The following is an 18,919-nucleotide window of genomic DNA, read 5'->3' as shown; positions in this document are numbered from 1 at the left end:
ATACTTTTTATCAGTAGTAAAAGTGAAAGCCCGCTTATTATATAAACGGGCTTTATTTCTATATTCTAACCTTTTCTACCGCTTTTATTTGGCGATACTCTGGCTCCCAGATTGCTTCTTTCACTGCAATCTTGATATCGTTATCACTTAAGTTCTCTCTAGCAACACCTTCTGCAACAGCAACTTTCGCTACTTCAATTGCAACCATTTCCGAGATATTACGTAACTCTTCAACTTCTGGTAAGATAGGTGCTCCTGGCTGACTTGTATCTACCATGCTTGCAACTGCTTCAGCAGCTGCTGCGAACATTCCATCCGTCATGACGCTTGCACGTACAACAATTGTTCCAAGACCAAGACCTGGGAAAATAAGTGCGTTATTTGATTGTCCAATCACATACGTTACACCGTTGTATGTAACTGGTTCAAATGGACTTCCCGTTGCAACTAATGCTCTTCCTTCTGTCCAATCGATTAAATCAGCTGGTTTTGCTTCAGCAAGTGGCGTCGGATTCGACATCGGTAAAATGATTGGTCTTTCTACGTGAGAAGCCATTTCTTTAATAATCTCTTCTTTGAATGCTCCTGCAACAGTTGATGTACCAATTAAAATTGTCGGTTTTACATGCTTCACAACTTCAGCAAGTCCGATCACATCATTTTGTTTCCACTCACTTACTTCCGCTTCTTTTCTTGCATATGGAATTTGGAAATCAAGAAGATCTTCCATATTATCTGTAACTAACCCGTTACGATCAATACACCAGAAACGCTTATATGATTCTTCTTCTGATACGCCAACGCGGACCATTGCATCTCTAACTTGATCTGCGATACCGATTCCAGCCGTACCAGCACCAAACACAACAACGCGGTGTTCACTTAAAGGTACACCCGAAACTTTCACTGCCGATAACACTGCAGCCAGTGAAACTGCACCTGTACCTTGAATATCATCATTAAATGTACAAATATCATGACGATATTTATCTAAAATTTTTCGTGCATTTCGAGAGCTAAAGTCTTCCCAATGTAAAAGTGCTTTCGGGAATTGTTTATTCACTGCTTGTACAAATGTATCAATAAATTCATCGTAAGCTTCACCAGTTATACGAGGGTGACGATTTCCAATATAAAATGGATTGTTTAATAGTTCCTCACGATTTGTACCTACATCTAAAATTACCGGTAATACACGGCTAGGATCGATACCAACTGCAGCCGTATAAACAGCTAATTTCCCGATTGCGATGTTTATACCACCAACACCCCAGTCACCAATTCCAAGTATGCCTTCTCCATCTGTTACAACGACTAAATCAATGTTTTCAGCTGTTGCACCGATATTGGCAAATGCGTCTTCAATACCTGACGGGTCATTAATTGATAAATACACACCACGTGGTTTACGGTATTCATGACTATACCTTTGAATCGCTACGCCTACTGTTGGTGTATATACGATTGGTAACATTTCACGTAAATGATTTGTTAATATACGATAAAATAACACTTCATTTCGATCATGTAACGCTGTTAAGTATACATTCTTTAATAAATCGTCCGGCTGAGAACAAAATTGTTCATATGCTCGGCGTGCTTGTTCTTCTAATGTTAAAACTGCTGGCGGTAAAAGCCCTTTTAAACCTAATTCTTCTCTCTCTTCTTGCGTGAAAGCGACCCCTTTATTTAAAAGTGGTGTTGATAATACTTCTACTCCTCTTAATGTCGTTTCTAATGAACCATTAGAAGCTACTGTAAACTTACTCATAACATCCCTACCTCTATTCATATATAGCATTTCTATATTGTAAACAAAAAAGAGGGGATTGTCCCCCCTCTTCTTTTAATTTTTCTTTAAAAGAGTTGCTCCTGCAATCCCTGGGTGTGTCATTTCGAATGGATCTAGAATTAACTCTAAGTCTTCTTGTGACAGTACACCGTTTTTCACACAAAGTTCTCGAACGGATTGACCTGTTGCAATTGCTTCTTTCGCAACGCGAGCTGCTGCTTCATAACCGATATGAGGGTTCACGGCTGTAATAATTCCTACGCTCTTCTCAACATACTCTTTTAAGCGATCTTCATTCGCTTCAATTCCTTTTAAGCAATTATCTGTAAAGGCACGGAAACCGTTATTCATAATGCTAATCGATTGAAGTAAGTTGAAAACAAGCACTGGCTCCATAACGTTTAGTTCTAATTGTCCTGCTTCTGAAGCAAGGCAAATTGTATGGTCGTTACCAATTACTTGGAACGCGATTTGATTAATTACTTCTGGCATTACAGGGTTTACTTTCCCTGGCATAATAGATGAACCTGGTTGACGAGCAGGTAGCATAATTTCCGCTAAGCCAACGCGTGGACCTGATGCCATGAGACGAAGGTCGTTCGCAATTTTAGACATGTTCATCATACATACTTTAAGTGCTGCTGATACTTCTGTATATGCATCCGTATTTTGCGTTGCATCCACTAAATCTTCTGCACCAACAAGTGGTAGTTCACTAATTGTAGCTAAATGTTTTACAACTGCTTCAATATATTCTGGATCAGCATTTAAGCCTGTACCAACTGCAGTTGCTCCCATGTTCACTTCATATAGATGTTGACGTGATTGCTTGATACGTTTCATATCACGTTCAAGTACGCGAGAATACGCCTTAAATTCTTGTCCAAGACGAATTGGCACAGCGTCTTGTAAATGTGTACGACCCATTTTAATAACATGATCGAACTGCTCTGCCTTTAATTCAAATACATCGTGCATATAACCCATCGTTTGTAATAAGCCTTCTAATGCATTTAATGTTGCAATATGAATCGCTGTTGGGAATGCATCGTTCGTTGATTGCGCCATATTTACATGACTGTTTGGACTAATATAATCATAGTCTCCCTTTTCCATTCCTAATAATTCAAGGGCACGATTGGCAATGACTTCATTTGCGTTCATATTCATTGAAGTTCCTGCACCGCCTTGAATTGGATCAACGATGAAATGATCATGCCATTTTCCATCAAGAATTTCTTGTGATGCTTCTGCAATAGCACCACCCTTTTTCAATTCCAATCTTCCTACATCTGTATTAGCAAGTGCTGCCGCTTTTTTTACAATTGCTAACGCTTTAATTAGACCTTCATGGACTTTGTATCCTGTAATTGGGAAATTCTCTACTGCACGCATTGTTTGCACGCCGTAGTATGCGTAATTTGGCACTTCTTTTTCACCTAAAAAATCTTTTTCAATTCGTACTCCATTTTTAACTTCAGTTAATGTTGCCATGACTTTTCACTCCTTAACGATTTCTTATGCTGCTTTTGTTTGTTTGACTGTTTCTACATATTGTTTTGCTTTCTCATTATCGAATTCGCCTTCCCACTTCGACATAACAATGGCAGCTAATGCATTTCCTAACACATTGACAGATGAGCGAATCATATCTAAAATGCGGTCAATTCCCGCAATTAACGCGATACCTTCTAACGGTAAGCCCATTGATCCCAACGTTGCTAATACAACAACGAATGATGCACCCGGAACTCCCGCCATACCTTTAGATGTTAACATGAGAACGAATAATAACGTTATTTGCTCCGTTAGTGACATGTGCACACCGTACATTTGTGCAACAAACAATGCCGCTAACGCTTGATAAATAGCCGATCCAGTCAAGTTAAATGTATAACCTGTCGGAATTACGAAAGAGGCAACGGCCTTTGGACAACCGAACTCTTCCATTTTTCTCATTATATTAGGTAAAACAGCTTCTGAACTTGCTGTCGTAAATGAAAGAATAAGTTCTTCTTTTAAAATTTTCATTAATGTAAAAATGTTTACGCCAACCATTCGTGCATTAATACCTAATACAATCACAACGAATAGTATAACAGTTACGTATACAGCTAGCACTAGTTTTCCTAAAGGAAGTAGTGTTGCTACACCAAATTTTGCAACCGTAACCGCAATTAATGCGAATACACCGAATGGTGCGAATTTCATCACTTGATTTGTAACCCAAAACATCGCTTCGAGTACACCTTCAAAAAAGTTAAAAACAGGCTTTCCCTTTTCACCGATTGCTGCAACTCCTAAACCGAATAGTACTGAGAAGAATATAATCGGTAATAAGTCACCTTGTGTAATAGACTCAAATATATTTTTCGGTACAATATGAACAATCGTTTCTGCAAAGCCTTTCTTCTCTGTTGCATCTGCTGTTTGTTTATAAGAAGAAATATCACTTTGCTGTAAATTACTCATATCCACGCCAGTACCTGGTTGGAATATATTCGCTGCAAGTAATCCCATTAAAATAGCAATCGTTGTAATAATTTCGAAATAAAGAATTGTCTTACCGCCCAGTTTCCCAAGCTTCTTCATATCTCCTACACCAGCTACCGCAACAATTAATGCTGAAATAACAATTGGTACTACAATCATCTTAATTAAGTGAATAAATATATCCCCAATTGGTGTGATATAAGAAATCGCCGTTTTATTGCCATAAAAGACTGCCCCTACTACAATCCCTAAAACAAGCGCGACAAAAATTTGTGTTGCCAATCCGAATTTTTTCATTTATGTTCATCCCCTTCATGCGAACGCTTTCAATTTGAATTTATAAAAGCTACTCACACATCATATAAGCGAACCTACAAAATCATACAAAAACCTACAAGTTCGTCACAAAAAGTTCGAAAATTTTTCTTTTCTTTTTCATTGACACCTTTTTATTAAAAAGAGATAAAATATACTTGATAAGTAATTAGATTGTTTCGTATAATCAAAAAGATATACACTTACAACAAATCGAAATGAAAAGGAGTGGATGGTATGAAAAATTATGTACAAAAATTCGTCCTATCTTCTTCTTTTCTTTTTCATTTTCTTAAAAAGGAACAAAGGCATTTGCCTTTGTTCCTTTTTTATTGCGATCTATATAGGGGGAATTGTTATGAAGCCATATAAAAGAGTCTTAATTAAATTAAGCGGCGGCGCACTTGCTGATCAATCCGGAAATAGCTTTAACTCCAAACGATTAGAACATATCGCAAACGAAATTATATCCATTATTGACTTAGGTATCGAAGTATCCATTGTCATCGGCGGCGGTAACATTTTCAGAGGCCATCTAGCTGAAGAATGGGGAATTGATCGTGTAGAAGCTGATAATATCGGTACGTTAGGTACAATCATTAACAGCTTAATGCTTCGCGGCGTTTTAACAAGTAAAACAGATAGAGAAGTACGCGTTATGACTTCCATCCCGTTTAATGCAGTAGCAGAGCCTTATATTCGCCTTAGAGCAGTACATCATTTAGATAACGGTTATGTTGTCATTTTTGGCGGTGGTAACGGGCAACCATTTGTTACGACAGATTATCCAAGTGTTCAAAGAGCCATTGAAATGAATAGTGACGCAATATTAGTCGCAAAACAAGGAGTAGATGGCGTCTTTACTAGTGATCCAAAACATAATAAATCAGCGAAAATGTACAGAAAACTAAACTATAACGATGTTGTTAGGCAAAACATTCAAGTCATGGATCAAGCCGCTTTATTACTGGCCCGTGATTATAATTTACCCGCACACGTCTTTAACTTTGATGAGCCTGGTGTAATGAAAAGAATTTGCTTAGGTGAGCATGTGGGGACATTGATTAATGATGATGCTTCATTGCTTGTGCATGAAAACTAATTATTTCTCATTAAAAAAGGGTGTCTATAAAAGACACCCTTTTTCACTAACCTTATAAATAAAAGTCCACCAATCCTGCTAATTTCTCCTTACAACGCTCCCAAAATGATAACTTCTCAAAAAACTCTTTCGTCATTTCTTTCGAATCATGAAAATCTTGTGCTAATGCCTCGTTCACTTCTGAAACGATAGTTCCACCATGAATATACAAATTCATCTCATCATTTATATAGAAACTTCGTGCCGTTATGTTCGTTGTACCAATAACGGTTAACTCATTATCAATAAGCATTAATTTGCCATGGAACATTCCTTTTTTATACCCATATACAGTAATCCCATTATTAACAGCTTGACGTATGTATGGATACGCCGCTTCTTTTATAAGAGGTAGATCTGGTTTATATGACCAAAGTATTTTCACTGTAACACCACGTTTTTGCGCTTCCATTAAAGCATTCATAAATTCTTTATTTTTCGCTATAAAATATGGTGTTGTAATGACAATTGAATGCTTCGCTTCTTTTATTAATTCAATATACTTTTCAGCGACGTAATGTCCATTATAGCTAGTCATCGTATGTAATGTGTTCCCTTTACTCGCTTTATTCGTACTTCTTTTTATATTTTCTTTCGTATCTCGTTTCCAATCTAAAGCGAATTGCTCTTCTAAATCTTTTGCGCCTTCTCCTTTAAGCCGTACATGATAGTCACGCCAATATCCAAATCGCTTATCTTTTCCTAAATACTCATCTCCTATATTAAAACCACCTGTATATCCAATCTCCCCATCAATCGTCGTAATACGGCGATGATTACGGTGATGTAGTGAATAAAATCCAAATGGCAATTCCGGTTTTCTACTATATGTAAAATGTACACCACTTTCCCTCAATTCATTTATCATCTTTCTTTCAAATGATAAATCATTAATGCGATCCACTGATAAATAGACGTTTACTCCTTCTTTTGCCTTCTCTTTTAATAAGTTTAAAAAAGTATGGCTACTTTTATCATCCGACAAAATAAAAAAATACGTGTAAATAGATTGCTTTGCTTCTCTTATGTCAGTAAATAACTGTTTATAAAACGACTTCCCTTTTATATACAATTGAAAGTCACTATAATGAGATGTGTATTCTGTCGGCATATTTTTGCCGGCTTCCATTTTTCTTCCGAGCTTAACGTCAATATGCATCCAAATTAAAACAAAAACGAAAATAGTAATTACAATAGAAGTAACTCGCAATATTTTTTTAATCATTTTGATTTCCTTCCGCTCATTTTCTTGCCACCTTTCTATTTTGTCATTCCATTTTAGTTTTCATGCTCCATACAAAAAAAGGATGCGACTTAACGTCACACCCTTTCTCCATTAAACAAAGTTTCTCGCATCATTATTTCTTCCAAACTTATAAATAGCAATTAAGAAGAATGCTACCGCAAAGGCAAATAAGATTAAAATATTTAAATACAAATCTGAAATCGGAATTCCTTGTTGTAGTTTTGATACTGTGTCTAATAGCCATCTCTGCGGAAGAAAATCAGCTACTTTTTGTACCGCTTTTGGCATAATGTCATACGGAAAATAGCATCCAGCGAGTAAACATGTCGGTACAATAATCATATTTTGCAGTGCATTTGCCGATGCTGAGTTTTTCGAAAAAGCAACAAGGACTAACGATATTCCAATCGCTATTAAAGCAAATAGCATGAGTACACCAATCATCACTATGAAAGGCATATTGATATTTATATGAAAAACATTCGTTAGGAATAAGATTGTAATCAGAATTTGTACTGTTAATAGCATCATATTCACCCCGACATTAGATAATATGAATTTCTTCCCATCTATCGGCGTTGATAAGAGTCTAAAATACGTTCTATTTTCTTTTTCTTTTAAAATATAACCTGATAAGTTCGCTGCTGAAAATAGCATAAACATAATAAGATAACCCATCGTTTGGTTTGTCATATCTTTATTTTTCGAAGTATCTTCTAGCGTCTCCGTTTTCATTTTAAATGAACCTTTTTGATATCCTGCGTACATACTATCAAATGCACTTTGATCTGTTCCTGCTACTTTACTAATCGCAGCGATATTATCAACATAATTATATAAATATGATTTTATAAATGCTGTTACTTGATCACCTTTAATCGATGAAATTTCAATATGAGCTGGTTTCCCTTCTCGAACACTTTTTGAAAAACCAGAATCTAATGTAATAACTCCATCAAGTTTTTTGGAAGTGAGTTTATCTTCTACTTCAGATTCTTTAATTTTACTTACCTTTACATGATTTAATCCTTCTAAAAATTTCACCGTATCATTTGCTATAGATTGATTTTCTTTATTTATAACCCCGATATTTAACGTCCCTTGCCCCACATTCCCATACATTGAGAAGGAGATTAGCGTTCCGATTATCGGCAAACTAATAATAATGAATAACCCTTTTTTATTTTTCAAAAGTACAGATAACGTTTTTTGTATGAGCCATAAAATATCTTTCATACTATAGCCCCTCCCGTCTACGTAATGCAATAATTGCAATTAATAAAAAGAGTGCCGAAATGCCAAGATTTAAACATATTACCGGCAGTGCTGCTCCTACATCATTTGCATAAATAATTTTCATAACAGCTGTGTTTGCCCACGTTAATGGTGATAATTTCGTAACGAAATTTTCTTCTATTACGAAATATGCACCACCAAAAATAGATGCTAATTGCACAATAACCATAATAATCGCTCTAGATGATTCCGGTGTTTTTGTAATATATCCAATTCCTAAACCGAAGCTAATTGCTAGAAAGATTTGTGTTAATAAAATAAGAAATATGATTCCAAGATGGTCGCCCCAATTCGCTTGAAAAACAAATTTACTAAATAACATGACGAGTAATATGCACAGAGCATTTGCTACTAGGCTACCAAGTACTTTTCCAATGAATATTTCAGCCTTACTTATAGGTGCAGCAATGAGACGATCTCCTGTTTTACGTATTCGTTCTCCACGAATTAAAGAACTCGCTCCCATCGCAGCATATAGTGCAATCATCGTTGTCATTACAACCGCGTAGTAATCCATAGAACCTGGTTTTTTCGCAGCTTGTAAAGATGTTTCTTTTATATAATCATTATGATTTCCGCTTGAAAAAACTGTGCTCACCTTACTAGGATCTACTTTTGCAACTTCGGCCGCTACATTGTACTTATCAACAAATGTTGTAAGCATACCTTCCACAATACTTCCCTCAACACTACTTTTGTCACTTCCATAAAATTTTGCACCATCTTTATTTAACTCTACATAAGCAGCATATTTATTTTGCTTCACTTCTTCTTTCCCATCTATACTGCCAGAAGCTTTTTTAAAATGAATACCCGATTTATCGACTTCTTTCGTAAATGCTTCGAACGTTTGAGAAAATGTGCTACTCGCTTCATCTTTGTAGAGCACTTGTATATCTTTAATCGCTTGACTATCGCTATCAAATGCATTCGTTAATGCTGTTCCTAACACAAGCATTAGTACAATCGGAAATGCTAACATAAAAACTAAAGTTCTTACGTCCCTGAAATCTCTTTTAATATGCATAACTGCAATATTGAAGATGTTCAATTGATGAACCTCCCTTTACCTTTTCTTCATTTACCTTTTATTTATCTCGTAAGTTTCTTCCAGTCAACGTAAGGAATACTGTTTCTAAGTTCGGAGCCTGCTCCTCTAACGAACGAATTTCAATGTCATGATTAATGAAATGCTGAATAATTTTATTTAAATTATTTACTCCTGCATCCGAATTTACCTTGATTACGTTCTCTTCAACTTGAACAGCTTTCACACCGTTTATCTCTTTTAACTTTTCTACATCTAAATTTTCTACTGACTTCACTTCAACCCAAATGTCTTTCGTATCAGTAATAATCGCTTTTAACTGTTCTTTCGTACCTTCTGCAATCACTTTACCGTGATCTACAATTGCTATTTTCGTACAAATCTCTTCTACTTCTTCCATGTAGTGACTCGTGTAAATAATAGTGCTACCCATTTCATTTAATTTTCGAACCGACTGGAGAATATAGTTTCTTGACTGTGGATCAATTCCAACTGTCGGCTCATCCATAATAATTAACTTCGGTCTATGAGCAATCGCACAAGCGATATTCAGTCTTCGTTTCATCCCGCCAGAAAAGTTTTTCGGGTAACTTTTATGTTTATCACTAAGTCCCACAAATTGAAGTGCTTCCTCTACTCTCGCTTTTAGTTCAGCTCCTCTTAACCCGTACAGTCCAGCAAAGAATTTCACATTTTCATAGGCAGTTAACTCTTCATAAATCGCAATATCTTGCGGAACGATACCGATATTCATCTTCGCAAATCGATTATGTTTCTTTATATTTTTTCCTAATATGCTAATTTCGCCTTCATTACTTCTTAACAACCCGGCAATCATATTTATCGTTGTACTCTTACCAGCACCATTTGACCCTAAAAAGCCAAATATTTCTCCTTCTTTAATAGATAAAGACATATTATCTACCGCGATGAAATCACCAAATTTTTTCGTTAAATTTTTTATTTCTAATGTATTCATCATTTCACCCCTATTTCGATTTCTCTGCTTTTAGTATAAACAAAAAAAATGAACCTGCTCAGTGCAGAAGTTCATTCTTTTCACATGAGATTATTCACTTTTTTCATATGAGATGATTCATCTCCGTCCCATTATCTTATATCGGCAACAGCATCGTTACTGAAAAACCACTCGTTCCATCTACAATTATTTTTCCGTTTACTGATGCTGTTCGCTCCTCCATCCCCATAATCCCTAGACCTTTCTTAACGAGAGTTGCACCTTTTCCGTTATCCTTCACTTGTACTTTCACCATCTTGTTAAGTACATGAATATCGATTGAAATGACTGTCGCATCAGCATATTTCATCGCGTTCGTTAGTGCCTCCGTAACATTTTCACCGATAATCTTCCACTGAATCGGTGAAATCATATCCAAATTCCCTTTATATACGAAAGGAATATTGATATCATGCTTACCGGCAAATTCCTCTATGAATAATTTCATACGATGAATACCAATTTGCTCAGTTGGTGGCTTCATATTTTTTAATGTAACCCGAATACTTTCAATTCCATCTTTTGAAATATGAATTGCATTTTGTAATAACTCCGCAGATTTTTCTTTATCTATCCCCATTATTCTCTTTGCTGCTTCCATTTGAATTAGCGCCCCTGTCATCGAGTGGCCAATTTTATCATGAATTTCTTGTGACAACCGATTTCTCTCTTCTAACTTAAATGTGTACTCTGATTGCTTTATGTACTCTTTATTTTCATGTAAACTTTTCGTCAGCCGCTGCATATCTTTTCGCATCTTATCATTTTGTGATTCAAGCTTTAATACACGCGATATATACCGTTCTGCCATAGTTAATATGACGAAAGAAAATGCAACAATTAATCCATATGTCATTCGAATACTTTCATCTGTAAAGATAATAGGAATCATCATAATGATAAAGAGCTGCCATTTCTTCTCTATATAACGAAATATAATTTCATATAAGTTCAATGGTAAAAACAAAATAAAAAACGGATGAACCTTCCACGCAAATAAAATAACTACGCCAATTGACAGACTAGATAATATGTTTTTGTACGTATCTTTTTTAAATATAGAGATCAGCACATTTACAGAAAGATATACAAGCAAAGTAAGTATAATCCATGGTAAGTTCACAACATTTAAATAAATGTAACTAAACACAATATATATAAAGACAATTAATTTACTTACAATTAACCAAAATTCCATATCTTTAATCTACTTTCCCTGTTAAATAATAAATTGCAATTTGTGTACGATGTTCAAGTCCAGTTTTCCCTAAAACTGATGTAATATAATTTGCAATCGTTCCTTCTGATATGAAAAGTTGCTTTGAAATTTCTTTATTCGAGAAACCTTTCGCAATTAATGCGATAATACTAAGTTCTCTTTCTGTAAAAAGACTTGTATCTATTTTGCATTCGTCCTCTTTGCTCTCCATTAAATTGCTCTTAATTTTATCAAGCACTACATCTTGCATAACAGTTTGACCGTTATATACTCCTTTTATTGCATCACGAATACGCTCTGGATCATTATTTTTTAATAAATAACCTTTCGCTCCGTTTTTTACTGCGTCCAAAATATATTCATCATCATCGAACGTCGTTAAAATTAGCGGTTTCGTTTTCGTCTCTTCACAAATAAATTTCGTTGCCTCTACCCCGTTCATATTTGGCATACGAACATCTAGAAGCGCAATATCAACGTCGTTCTTTTTACAATAGTCCACTGCTTCTTTCCCATCATTTACTGTATCTACAACTTCGAACTCTTCATATGTATTTAAAATAATTTTCATGCCTTCTCTAATAAAAGAATTATCATCTGCTATTAATATTTTAATTTTCATGTTTGTTAGTATGGACCTTCCCCTACTAACATTCACATCCTTTCTTCACGTAACATTTCCTACTTGCTCATTATATACTTCTCTTTACCATTTTTTCACACCTTTTTTCATATAGCTTCCTTCCTAAAAATATATTATTCTTTTTTTACAACATGTGTAGGGTGACCGATCATTTCTTACGTCTATATAATAGAATGCGTCAAAAAGGAGGGAGAGACCCATTGAGGAAAAACAATTAATTGAAAAAGCACAGCAAGGAAGCGAACATGCTTTTCGTATCCTTGTGCAAACATATCGTCATTATATTTTTCAAGTTATCTTTTCTATTGTAAGACATGAAGAAGATGCGAAAGATGTTACACAAGAAGTATTCGTAAAAATTCACGCCTCTCTCCCTAATTATCAATTTCGCGGATTAAAAACGTGGATGGCGCGTATTGCCACCAATCACGCTATTGATTATAAGAGGAAAAAAGCTAGAGAAAATGAAGAACTCTCCTTATGTAAAGAAACTGAGGAAAATATAAAATCCTCTCATAATGTTGAGGATTTATTATTGACGAAAGAGCAAAAATTACTCATTGCTCAAAAACTGAGAGAACTTCCCGAAAATTACCGTGACGTCGTTCTCGCACATTACTTAGAAGAAAAAAGTTATCAAGAAATTTCTTTACAGGAAAACATCGAAGTGAAAACAGTCGAAATGAAACTGTACCGGGCAAGAAAATGGATTAAAAAACATTGGAAGGAGGAAGAGTTTCTATGATGCATTATTCAAAAGAGGATTGGCGCAATTATACTTTAGATTTTATAGAAAGCAATGAACGTGAATCTATGGAAGAACACCTTTATGAATGTGATCATTGTTTAGCACTTTATATGGAAAGTATCGATGAACAACAGGAAAACCTTCCAATGATAAATGATGATTCATTTACAAACGAAGTTATGACGCAAATTAATTTTGAAACGCTACAACCTAATGAAAATATAAAAACAAACTCACTAAAGCGCACCATTATTCACTACATAATTGCGACTGCGGCTACAATTATTTTTATGGTAAGTGGTTTATTCCAGTATATTTTCACAGCTACATCAAATTTCGAGAAATCTTCAAAACATAACGAGTCTTCTATCTCACAACAAATTGTAAACAAATCGGTAGACACATCAAAAAAGGACGGAGGTTCAAAGCATGAATAAAAATCCCTTTTTAGCACTTGTATTAGGGCTAATCCCTGGGCTTGGACATTTATATTTAAAGAAACTTGGACGGTTTATTTTATATAGCGGAGGAGCTGTATTTCTATTTATCTTTGCAGCATTTTGTACAATAGCATTAGGATCGCGTGATATTGCTTTTCTTTCTCTATTTTTACTAGTCGTGTTATGGGCGATCAATTTATTAGATTTAGTTATCACTATTATTAACCAATCGAAAAAACAAGCTGCAGGAGAATTTACAGAGTCCTCTAAAGAGAGCGAACGATTTTATATCATTCTTCTATCAATCATCCCTGGACTTGGACATTTTCAATTAGGACTTATGCAACGTGGACTTACATTTTTAGTAGCTTGCACAGGAATCGGAAGTATGATTATTTTCGTTGCACTTTTAACATCGCAAGAAAGTTTTCTTATCTTCCTTATTACGCTACCTGTTTTATGGATTTATAACTTCTTTGATGTTGTTCAACAACTACAGAAAAAAGAACGTGGAGAGCAGCTAGATGACCGTACTATTTTCGAAGAGTTTGAAGAGCACCGTGAACAAGGAAAGAAAAATAAAACATTCGCTTCTATTTTAGCAATGTTTCCTGGAGCAGGACATATGTATTTAGGTTTACAGCGCCGTGGTCTTCAGCTTATGGCAGCCTTTTTACTATCAATTTATTTACTCGACTTATTAAGACTTTCTGCGTTTTTATTTTTAGTACCAATCATTTGGTTCTATAGCTTTTTTGATGCGTTACAGCAAACAGCTAAATACGGAAAAGAACGCGTAACTGACGAACCTATCATTGATTATTTTATCAATCATCAAAGATGGATCGGTATTGGGTTAATTACACTCGGTGGTTATTATTTATTAAATCAAACAGTCCTTCCTATTTTGAATGATTATTTTGCAACTATATTTAATATTCATCTTAGCGAACTATATTATCGCTATTTCCAAACATCTATCGTTGCACTCCTCTTAATTGGTGGCGGCTTTAAATTGTTACTTGGAAATAAAGAAAATAAAGGTGGTACAAAAGAATGAGAACATGGCGCGTTGGAACATTTTCAATGGGGCTTTCTATTATATCGTTAGGATGCTTTTTACTATTTTCAGTCATAAAAGGAATTCAAGTATTAGATACACTAACTGCATGGTGGCCAGTTTTACTTATCATACTTGGAGCTGAAGTTTTACTATACCTTCTGTTCTCTAAAAAAGAGCAATCTTTTATTAAATATGATATTTTTAGTATTTTCTTTATCGGCGTTTTAGGAAGCGTCGGAATTGCTTTTTACTGTTTATTATCAACTGGATTACTAGAAGAAGTTCGTCACTCTATTAACACAACGAGGCAAACGAGTAATATTCCAGACGGACAATTTGATATACCTGAATCTATCAAAAAAATCGTAGTAGATGCAGGTCATCAGCCTCTAACGATAGAGGGAAATCATACAAATCAAATTCATCTTTTGGGAACTTATGAAATAACGACGAAAGCAAATGAAAAACTCAATTTAAAACAAGAAGATTTTCTTTCCGTTCAAACAGCTGGTGAAACGATGTATATTACTTTAAAATCATTACCTGTTCAGCATACGTTATTTAACTCGGCACCACAGGTGAAACCAACTCTTGTTCTTCCGCAAAATAAAAATGTGGAAATTCGTGCTTCAAATAACGAACTATCTCTTTATCCTGGTCAATTACAAAATAATTGGTTTGTACAAGAAAGCTCAAGAGTGTCTGTCCATCTTGAAAAAGAGAGTGATGTGTCTTTAACAGCAGTAACAAATCAAAAAAACACACATGGAAACACATCTTGGGAACAAGTTGAAGATTTAACGAAAAAAGAAGAGAATTCTTCAGAAGAAAATCCAGAATTAAACGAGCAAGAACATTGGTATAAAAATTCGATTAAAACCGGAAATGGGACGTACAAGTTAAACATTGAGAAAGCTTACAATTTAAATATGAGCGTTATTGAAAAATAAGAAAAACCTTCCACAAATGTGGAAGGTTTTTCTTATATAATCGCTTTAATTCCTTCTAACACTAATCCAATCATAAATCCGCAAACAGCCCCGTTTACTCGGATCCACTGTAAATCTTTACCTACATTATTTTCAATCATTTCGATTAATGTTTTATCATCTAACTTATCAAGGTTTTCTTGTACAAGTTTTCCGATTCTCGAATGATTCTTTTCCACAAGTGTAACAACTTGTTTTTGTAACCACTCTTCTATTTTTTGAACAGTCTGTTCATCTTCTTTTATTTTATTCATTTGTTTTTGTAAAAATGGAATAACATATTTATCCGTAAATTCTTCATTTTTCACAAAAGTAATTGCCCTTTGTTGTACTTGCTCTAGCATCTCTTTAATTTTGTCAGTAGCATCCCAATTGGCAATCCATTTTTCTTTCCAATTTTCTAATTCCTGCAGTAACGCTTCATTTTCTTTTACATTTATAATCTCTTGGCGAATTTTTGATAAGATAAGTTGTCTTGTGCTATTATCTGCATTTTGTAAGCTGTTAATATTGCTAATAATAAATTTCTGCAAAATGCCGCCAATTTTATCTTCATCTACAATGTTCATAAACGATTTCAAAGTAAACTGTAAGAATCCATCTACTTTTATGTTTTCCATCGCCTTCATACCTAAGCTTCCGAGCTGGTAACGCGCTTCATCTTGCGCTGTCCAATCTTTCACTTTTACTAAAATGTAATCAAGTGTCTTTTCATCATATTCTTGCACAACTAATTGATCAACAAGCACTTGTAATATGTTACTTGTATTAATTGTATGCAAATACGTTTTTAATTCTCTTTCAATAATAACCGCTAATTTTTCCGTATCTATTGAAACAATCGCTTTCTCCGCAATCGTTACAATCCCCTTTTTCACAGCATCAGACTGCATTTCTCTCTCAGCAATTTGCAGCACCATTTGTGCTAGCTGCATTTCTTTTACTTTATTCGTAATACTTTCTTTCGTTAGCCACTCATTTTCCAACGTATGAATGAGCCCTTTCGTTACTCGTTTACGATTTTTAGGTAATAACGCTGTATGAGGAATTGGAATTCCCATCGGATGACGGAATAAAGCTGTAACTGCGAACCAATCCGCAAGTCCACCAACTAATCCAGCTTCAAATCCCCCTTGAATAATCTCCCCTGCTACCGTTCCTTGAAAAGGGATAGAAGCGGCAAAGCCTACTCCCATAACCCCAAGCGAAATACCCGCTATATATTTAGTCTGTAATGACATCGTATACACATCCTCTTATTATGTAAAATAAAGCTTTTTGTTGTATTTATTTAATATTAGTTATCCTTTATATATACTATAAAGAACTATTGTGAAAATAACAAAGATTTTTATGCACATGAAAAAATGAGGCTACAACTAGCCTCATTTTCCTTATATTATTAATTCTAAACCTTTCTTATAATACCCATCCATCACATCTTCTGGAACCATACTACCACCCGTTCCCCACACAATATGAGTACCTTTTTTCATCTTCTCTGTTAACTGTTGCTTTTGTAAATACTCATCTTCTGTACATACTTTCACTGGTCCTATCATGCCCGCTAACGCAGAAGGCTCTAAATAAATATTTTCCGTATCAGCTAGTTCTTTTAACAATCTATACAACTCTTCATCACTTACTGTGTAATTTCCACTCAAAAATGATTCCATCGTTTTACCGACAAATCCAGACGGTCTTCCTACCGCTAGTCCGTCCGCGTCTGTTACATTATCAATCCCTACATCTTGAACAGCAATTTTATCATGAAGTCCTGTCATTAAACCGAGTAACATGCATGGAGAATGCGTAGGCTCCGCAAAGAGGCAGTGCACATTGTCTTTATACAATAACTTTAAACCAAATGCGACGCCTCCAGGTCCGCCTCCTACTCCGCACGGAAGGTAAACGAATAAAGGGTGCTCTTCATCTACTACAATCTCTAACTCTTCTAATTGCTTTTGTAAACGCGATGCTGCTACTGCGTACCCTAAAAATAAATCATGTGAGTTTTCATCATCTACAAAATAACAGCTAGGATTTGCATCTGCTTGCCTTCTTCCTTCTTCTACAGCTTTACTATAATCAGCTTCATATTCAATAACATTTACACCTTTGCTTCTTAATAAATCTTTTTTCCATTGTTTCGCATCTGCTGACATATGGACCGTTACGTTAAAACCTAACTTCGCACTCATAATCCCAATGCTTAACCCTAAGTTTCCTGTCGAACCTACCGCGATAGAATAAGTTGCAAAAAGCTCTACATGTATCACTATCTAAAATGGTATAATCATCTTCTTCTGTTAACATTCCATGCTGCAAAGCTAATTTCTCCGCATGTTTTAGCACTTCATAAATGCCGCCTCTAGCTTTAATGGATCCTGCTATCGGAAGCCCGCTATCACATTTTAATAGTAATTCACCTAATATAGGTTTCCCGTAATTTTTCTCTAAAGACTGTTTCATAGTAGGTATCTTCACTAAAGGTGATTCTATAATGCCGCCCGTTTCTTTCGTTTCTGGAAAAACTTTCGCAATGTATGGTGCAAAACGCTTTAACCTTTCTTCCGCATCTTTTACATTCTCTTCATTAAGTGGCGAATCTTTTATTGCCGTTTCATACTTTTCCATGTTCGGATTTACCCAAAGCACTTCTTCTGTTGCGATTAATTTATTTATTAGTGGATATTCCTCTTTTAATTTCTCTATTTCCTTCATTTCTCTTCCTCCTCATAACCTTGTAGCTTACGATTCAATAAATTATAATTGAATTAATTTTAATATAGTTTAACATAAATTATTCACTTTAGTTAATTTTAATTTAATTCACTTAAATATAATTTAATAATTAGTAAGGAGCCTTTCATTATGGAAAATATAGATATTGGTAAAAAGATTGAAAAGCAAAGAAAAGAAAAAGGTTTAACTAGTAAAGAACTAGCAACGATGGCAGGTATTACACCATCTATGTTAAGTCAAATTGAGCGTGGGTCTGCTAATCCTTCTATTCAAACATTAAAAGTACTCGCTAAAGCTCTTGATGTTCCAACATTTAGCTTTTTACTGGAAGATACAAATACAGACGATTTAATTGTACGTTCTCATAAACGAAAAAAAATGATTGTCGATAATTTATCATATGAATTGCTATCACCTGATTTCACAGGTAATTTAGCAACAGCAATTATGACTATTCCGCCGAATACGGCTTCATCAGAAAATGTACTAGAACATAAAGGTGAAGAATTGGCATTTGTATTAGACGGGTCAATCAAATTGTACTTAAACGAAGAAGAATACATATTAGAAGCTGGTGATAGCGTAAAAATACCTGCTTATTTAAAACATAGATGGGTAAATCAATTCGAGAAAAACGCCATTATTTTATTTTCTGTTACTCCGCCGATTTTTTAATACAAAATAAAAAGATAGCCACGCATGGACACACTCCATATGTGGCTA

16 protein-coding genes and 1 pseudogene are annotated in these 18,919 nt (G+C 34.9%); 6 read left to right on the top strand and 11 right to left on the bottom strand.

Annotated features, from left to right (window positions below; all coding sequences use genetic code 11):
- Positions 1 to 58: 58 nt before the first annotated feature.
- The 3 genes from malS to J0835_RS08840 form a co-directional block, all read right to left on the bottom strand.
- Positions 59 to 1,771 (bottom strand): oxaloacetate-decarboxylating malate dehydrogenase, encoded by a 1,713-nt coding sequence (gene malS, locus J0835_RS08850; protein WP_140386727.1) that lies wholly within the window; start codon positions 1,769 to 1,771, stop codon positions 59 to 61.
- A gap of 75 nt (positions 1,772 to 1,846) precedes the next feature.
- Positions 1,847 to 3,286, bottom strand: a complete 1,440-nt coding sequence (aspA, locus tag J0835_RS08845) for an aspartate ammonia-lyase (RefSeq protein WP_087980123.1) — start codon at positions 3,284 to 3,286, stop codon at positions 1,847 to 1,849.
- 24 nt (positions 3,287 to 3,310) lie between these two features.
- Entirely contained in the window at positions 3,311 to 4,582 is a 1,272-nt protein-coding gene (locus J0835_RS08840) for a cation:dicarboxylate symporter family transporter (protein WP_087980122.1), read from the bottom strand.
- A 376-nt stretch (positions 4,583 to 4,958) separates the two neighbouring features.
- On the opposite strand from J0835_RS08840, the gene pyrH reads away from it, so the two are divergent.
- Positions 4,959 to 5,702, top strand: coding sequence for a UMP kinase (gene pyrH, locus J0835_RS08835; RefSeq protein ID WP_000806134.1), 744 nt, complete (start codon positions 4,959 to 4,961; stop codon positions 5,700 to 5,702).
- Between the two features lie 52 nt (positions 5,703 to 5,754).
- On the opposite strand, the gene cls is transcribed toward pyrH, so the two are convergent.
- The 6 genes from cls to J0835_RS08805 all read right to left on the bottom strand — a co-directional run bounded on the left by cls (position 5,755) and on the right by J0835_RS08805 (position 12,190).
- Positions 5,755 to 6,966, bottom strand: a complete 1,212-nt coding sequence (cls, locus tag J0835_RS08830; protein WP_140386726.1) for a cardiolipin synthase — start codon at positions 6,964 to 6,966, stop codon at positions 5,755 to 5,757.
- A 111-nt stretch (positions 6,967 to 7,077) separates the two neighbouring features.
- Positions 7,078 to 8,223 (bottom strand): ABC transporter permease, encoded by a 1,146-nt coding sequence (locus J0835_RS08825; protein ID WP_087980120.1) that lies wholly within the window; start codon positions 8,221 to 8,223, stop codon positions 7,078 to 7,080.
- Position 8,224: 1 nt separating this feature from the next.
- Entirely contained in the window at positions 8,225 to 9,334 is a 1,110-nt protein-coding gene (locus J0835_RS08820; RefSeq protein ID WP_087980119.1) for an ABC transporter permease, read from the bottom strand.
- 37 nt (positions 9,335 to 9,371) lie between these two features.
- The gene (locus J0835_RS08815) at positions 9,372 to 10,310 is read right to left on the bottom strand and encodes an ABC transporter ATP-binding protein (RefSeq protein ID WP_001093813.1); all 939 of its coding nucleotides are present in this window, start codon (positions 10,308 to 10,310) and stop codon (positions 9,372 to 9,374) included.
- A gap of 136 nt (positions 10,311 to 10,446) precedes the next feature.
- Positions 10,447 to 11,547, bottom strand: a complete 1,101-nt coding sequence (locus J0835_RS08810; protein WP_087980118.1) for a sensor histidine kinase — start codon at positions 11,545 to 11,547, stop codon at positions 10,447 to 10,449.
- 4 nt (positions 11,548 to 11,551) lie between these two features.
- Positions 11,552 to 12,190, bottom strand: coding sequence for a response regulator transcription factor (locus J0835_RS08805; RefSeq protein WP_087980117.1), 639 nt, complete (start codon positions 12,188 to 12,190; stop codon positions 11,552 to 11,554).
- Between the two features lie 283 nt (positions 12,191 to 12,473).
- On the opposite strand from J0835_RS08805, the gene J0835_RS08800 reads away from it, so the two are divergent.
- The 4 genes from J0835_RS08800 to exsE are packed head-to-tail and all read left to right on the top strand — an operon-like array spanning position 12,474 to position 15,412.
- Positions 12,474 to 12,956: an RNA polymerase sigma factor gene (locus J0835_RS08800; RefSeq protein ID WP_242250081.1), complete on the top strand. Its 483-nt coding sequence runs from the start codon at positions 12,474 to 12,476 to the stop codon at positions 12,954 to 12,956.
- On the top strand, positions 12,953 to 13,396 hold the full coding sequence (locus tag J0835_RS08795) for a hypothetical protein (RefSeq protein WP_087980115.1): 444 nt from the start codon (positions 12,953 to 12,955) through the stop codon (positions 13,394 to 13,396). The genes J0835_RS08800 and J0835_RS08795 overlap by 4 nt, the downstream gene beginning before the upstream one ends.
- On the top strand, positions 13,389 to 14,459 hold the full coding sequence (locus tag J0835_RS08790) for a hypothetical protein (protein ID WP_087980114.1): 1,071 nt from the start codon (positions 13,389 to 13,391) through the stop codon (positions 14,457 to 14,459). Before J0835_RS08795 ends, J0835_RS08790 begins: the two co-directional genes overlap by 8 nt.
- Positions 14,456 to 15,412, top strand: coding sequence for an exosporium protein ExsE (gene exsE / locus J0835_RS08785; protein WP_087980113.1), 957 nt, complete (start codon positions 14,456 to 14,458; stop codon positions 15,410 to 15,412). Before J0835_RS08790 ends, exsE begins: the two co-directional genes overlap by 4 nt.
- Positions 15,413 to 15,444: 32 nt before the next feature.
- On the opposite strand, the gene J0835_RS08780 is transcribed toward exsE, so the two are convergent.
- Positions 15,445 to 16,692, bottom strand: coding sequence for a DUF445 domain-containing protein (locus tag J0835_RS08780; protein WP_087980112.1), 1,248 nt, complete (start codon positions 16,690 to 16,692; stop codon positions 15,445 to 15,447).
- A 153-nt stretch (positions 16,693 to 16,845) separates the two neighbouring features.
- A pseudogene (locus J0835_RS08775) lies at positions 16,846 to 18,175 on the bottom strand (D-serine ammonia-lyase).
- Between the two features lie 150 nt (positions 18,176 to 18,325).
- Here J0835_RS08775 and J0835_RS08770 point away from each other — a divergent pair.
- Positions 18,326 to 18,871, top strand: a complete 546-nt coding sequence (locus J0835_RS08770) for a helix-turn-helix domain-containing protein (RefSeq protein ID WP_087980110.1) — start codon at positions 18,326 to 18,328, stop codon at positions 18,869 to 18,871.
- Positions 18,872 to 18,919: the final 48 nt, after the last annotated feature.

This window comes from Bacillus cereus group sp. Sample62 (assembly GCF_036851315.1).
GTDB classification, from domain to species: domain Bacteria; phylum Bacillota; class Bacilli; order Bacillales; family Bacillaceae_G; genus Bacillus_A; species Bacillus_A wiedmannii.
This window is presented reverse-complemented; position numbering and strand designations above follow the sequence as displayed.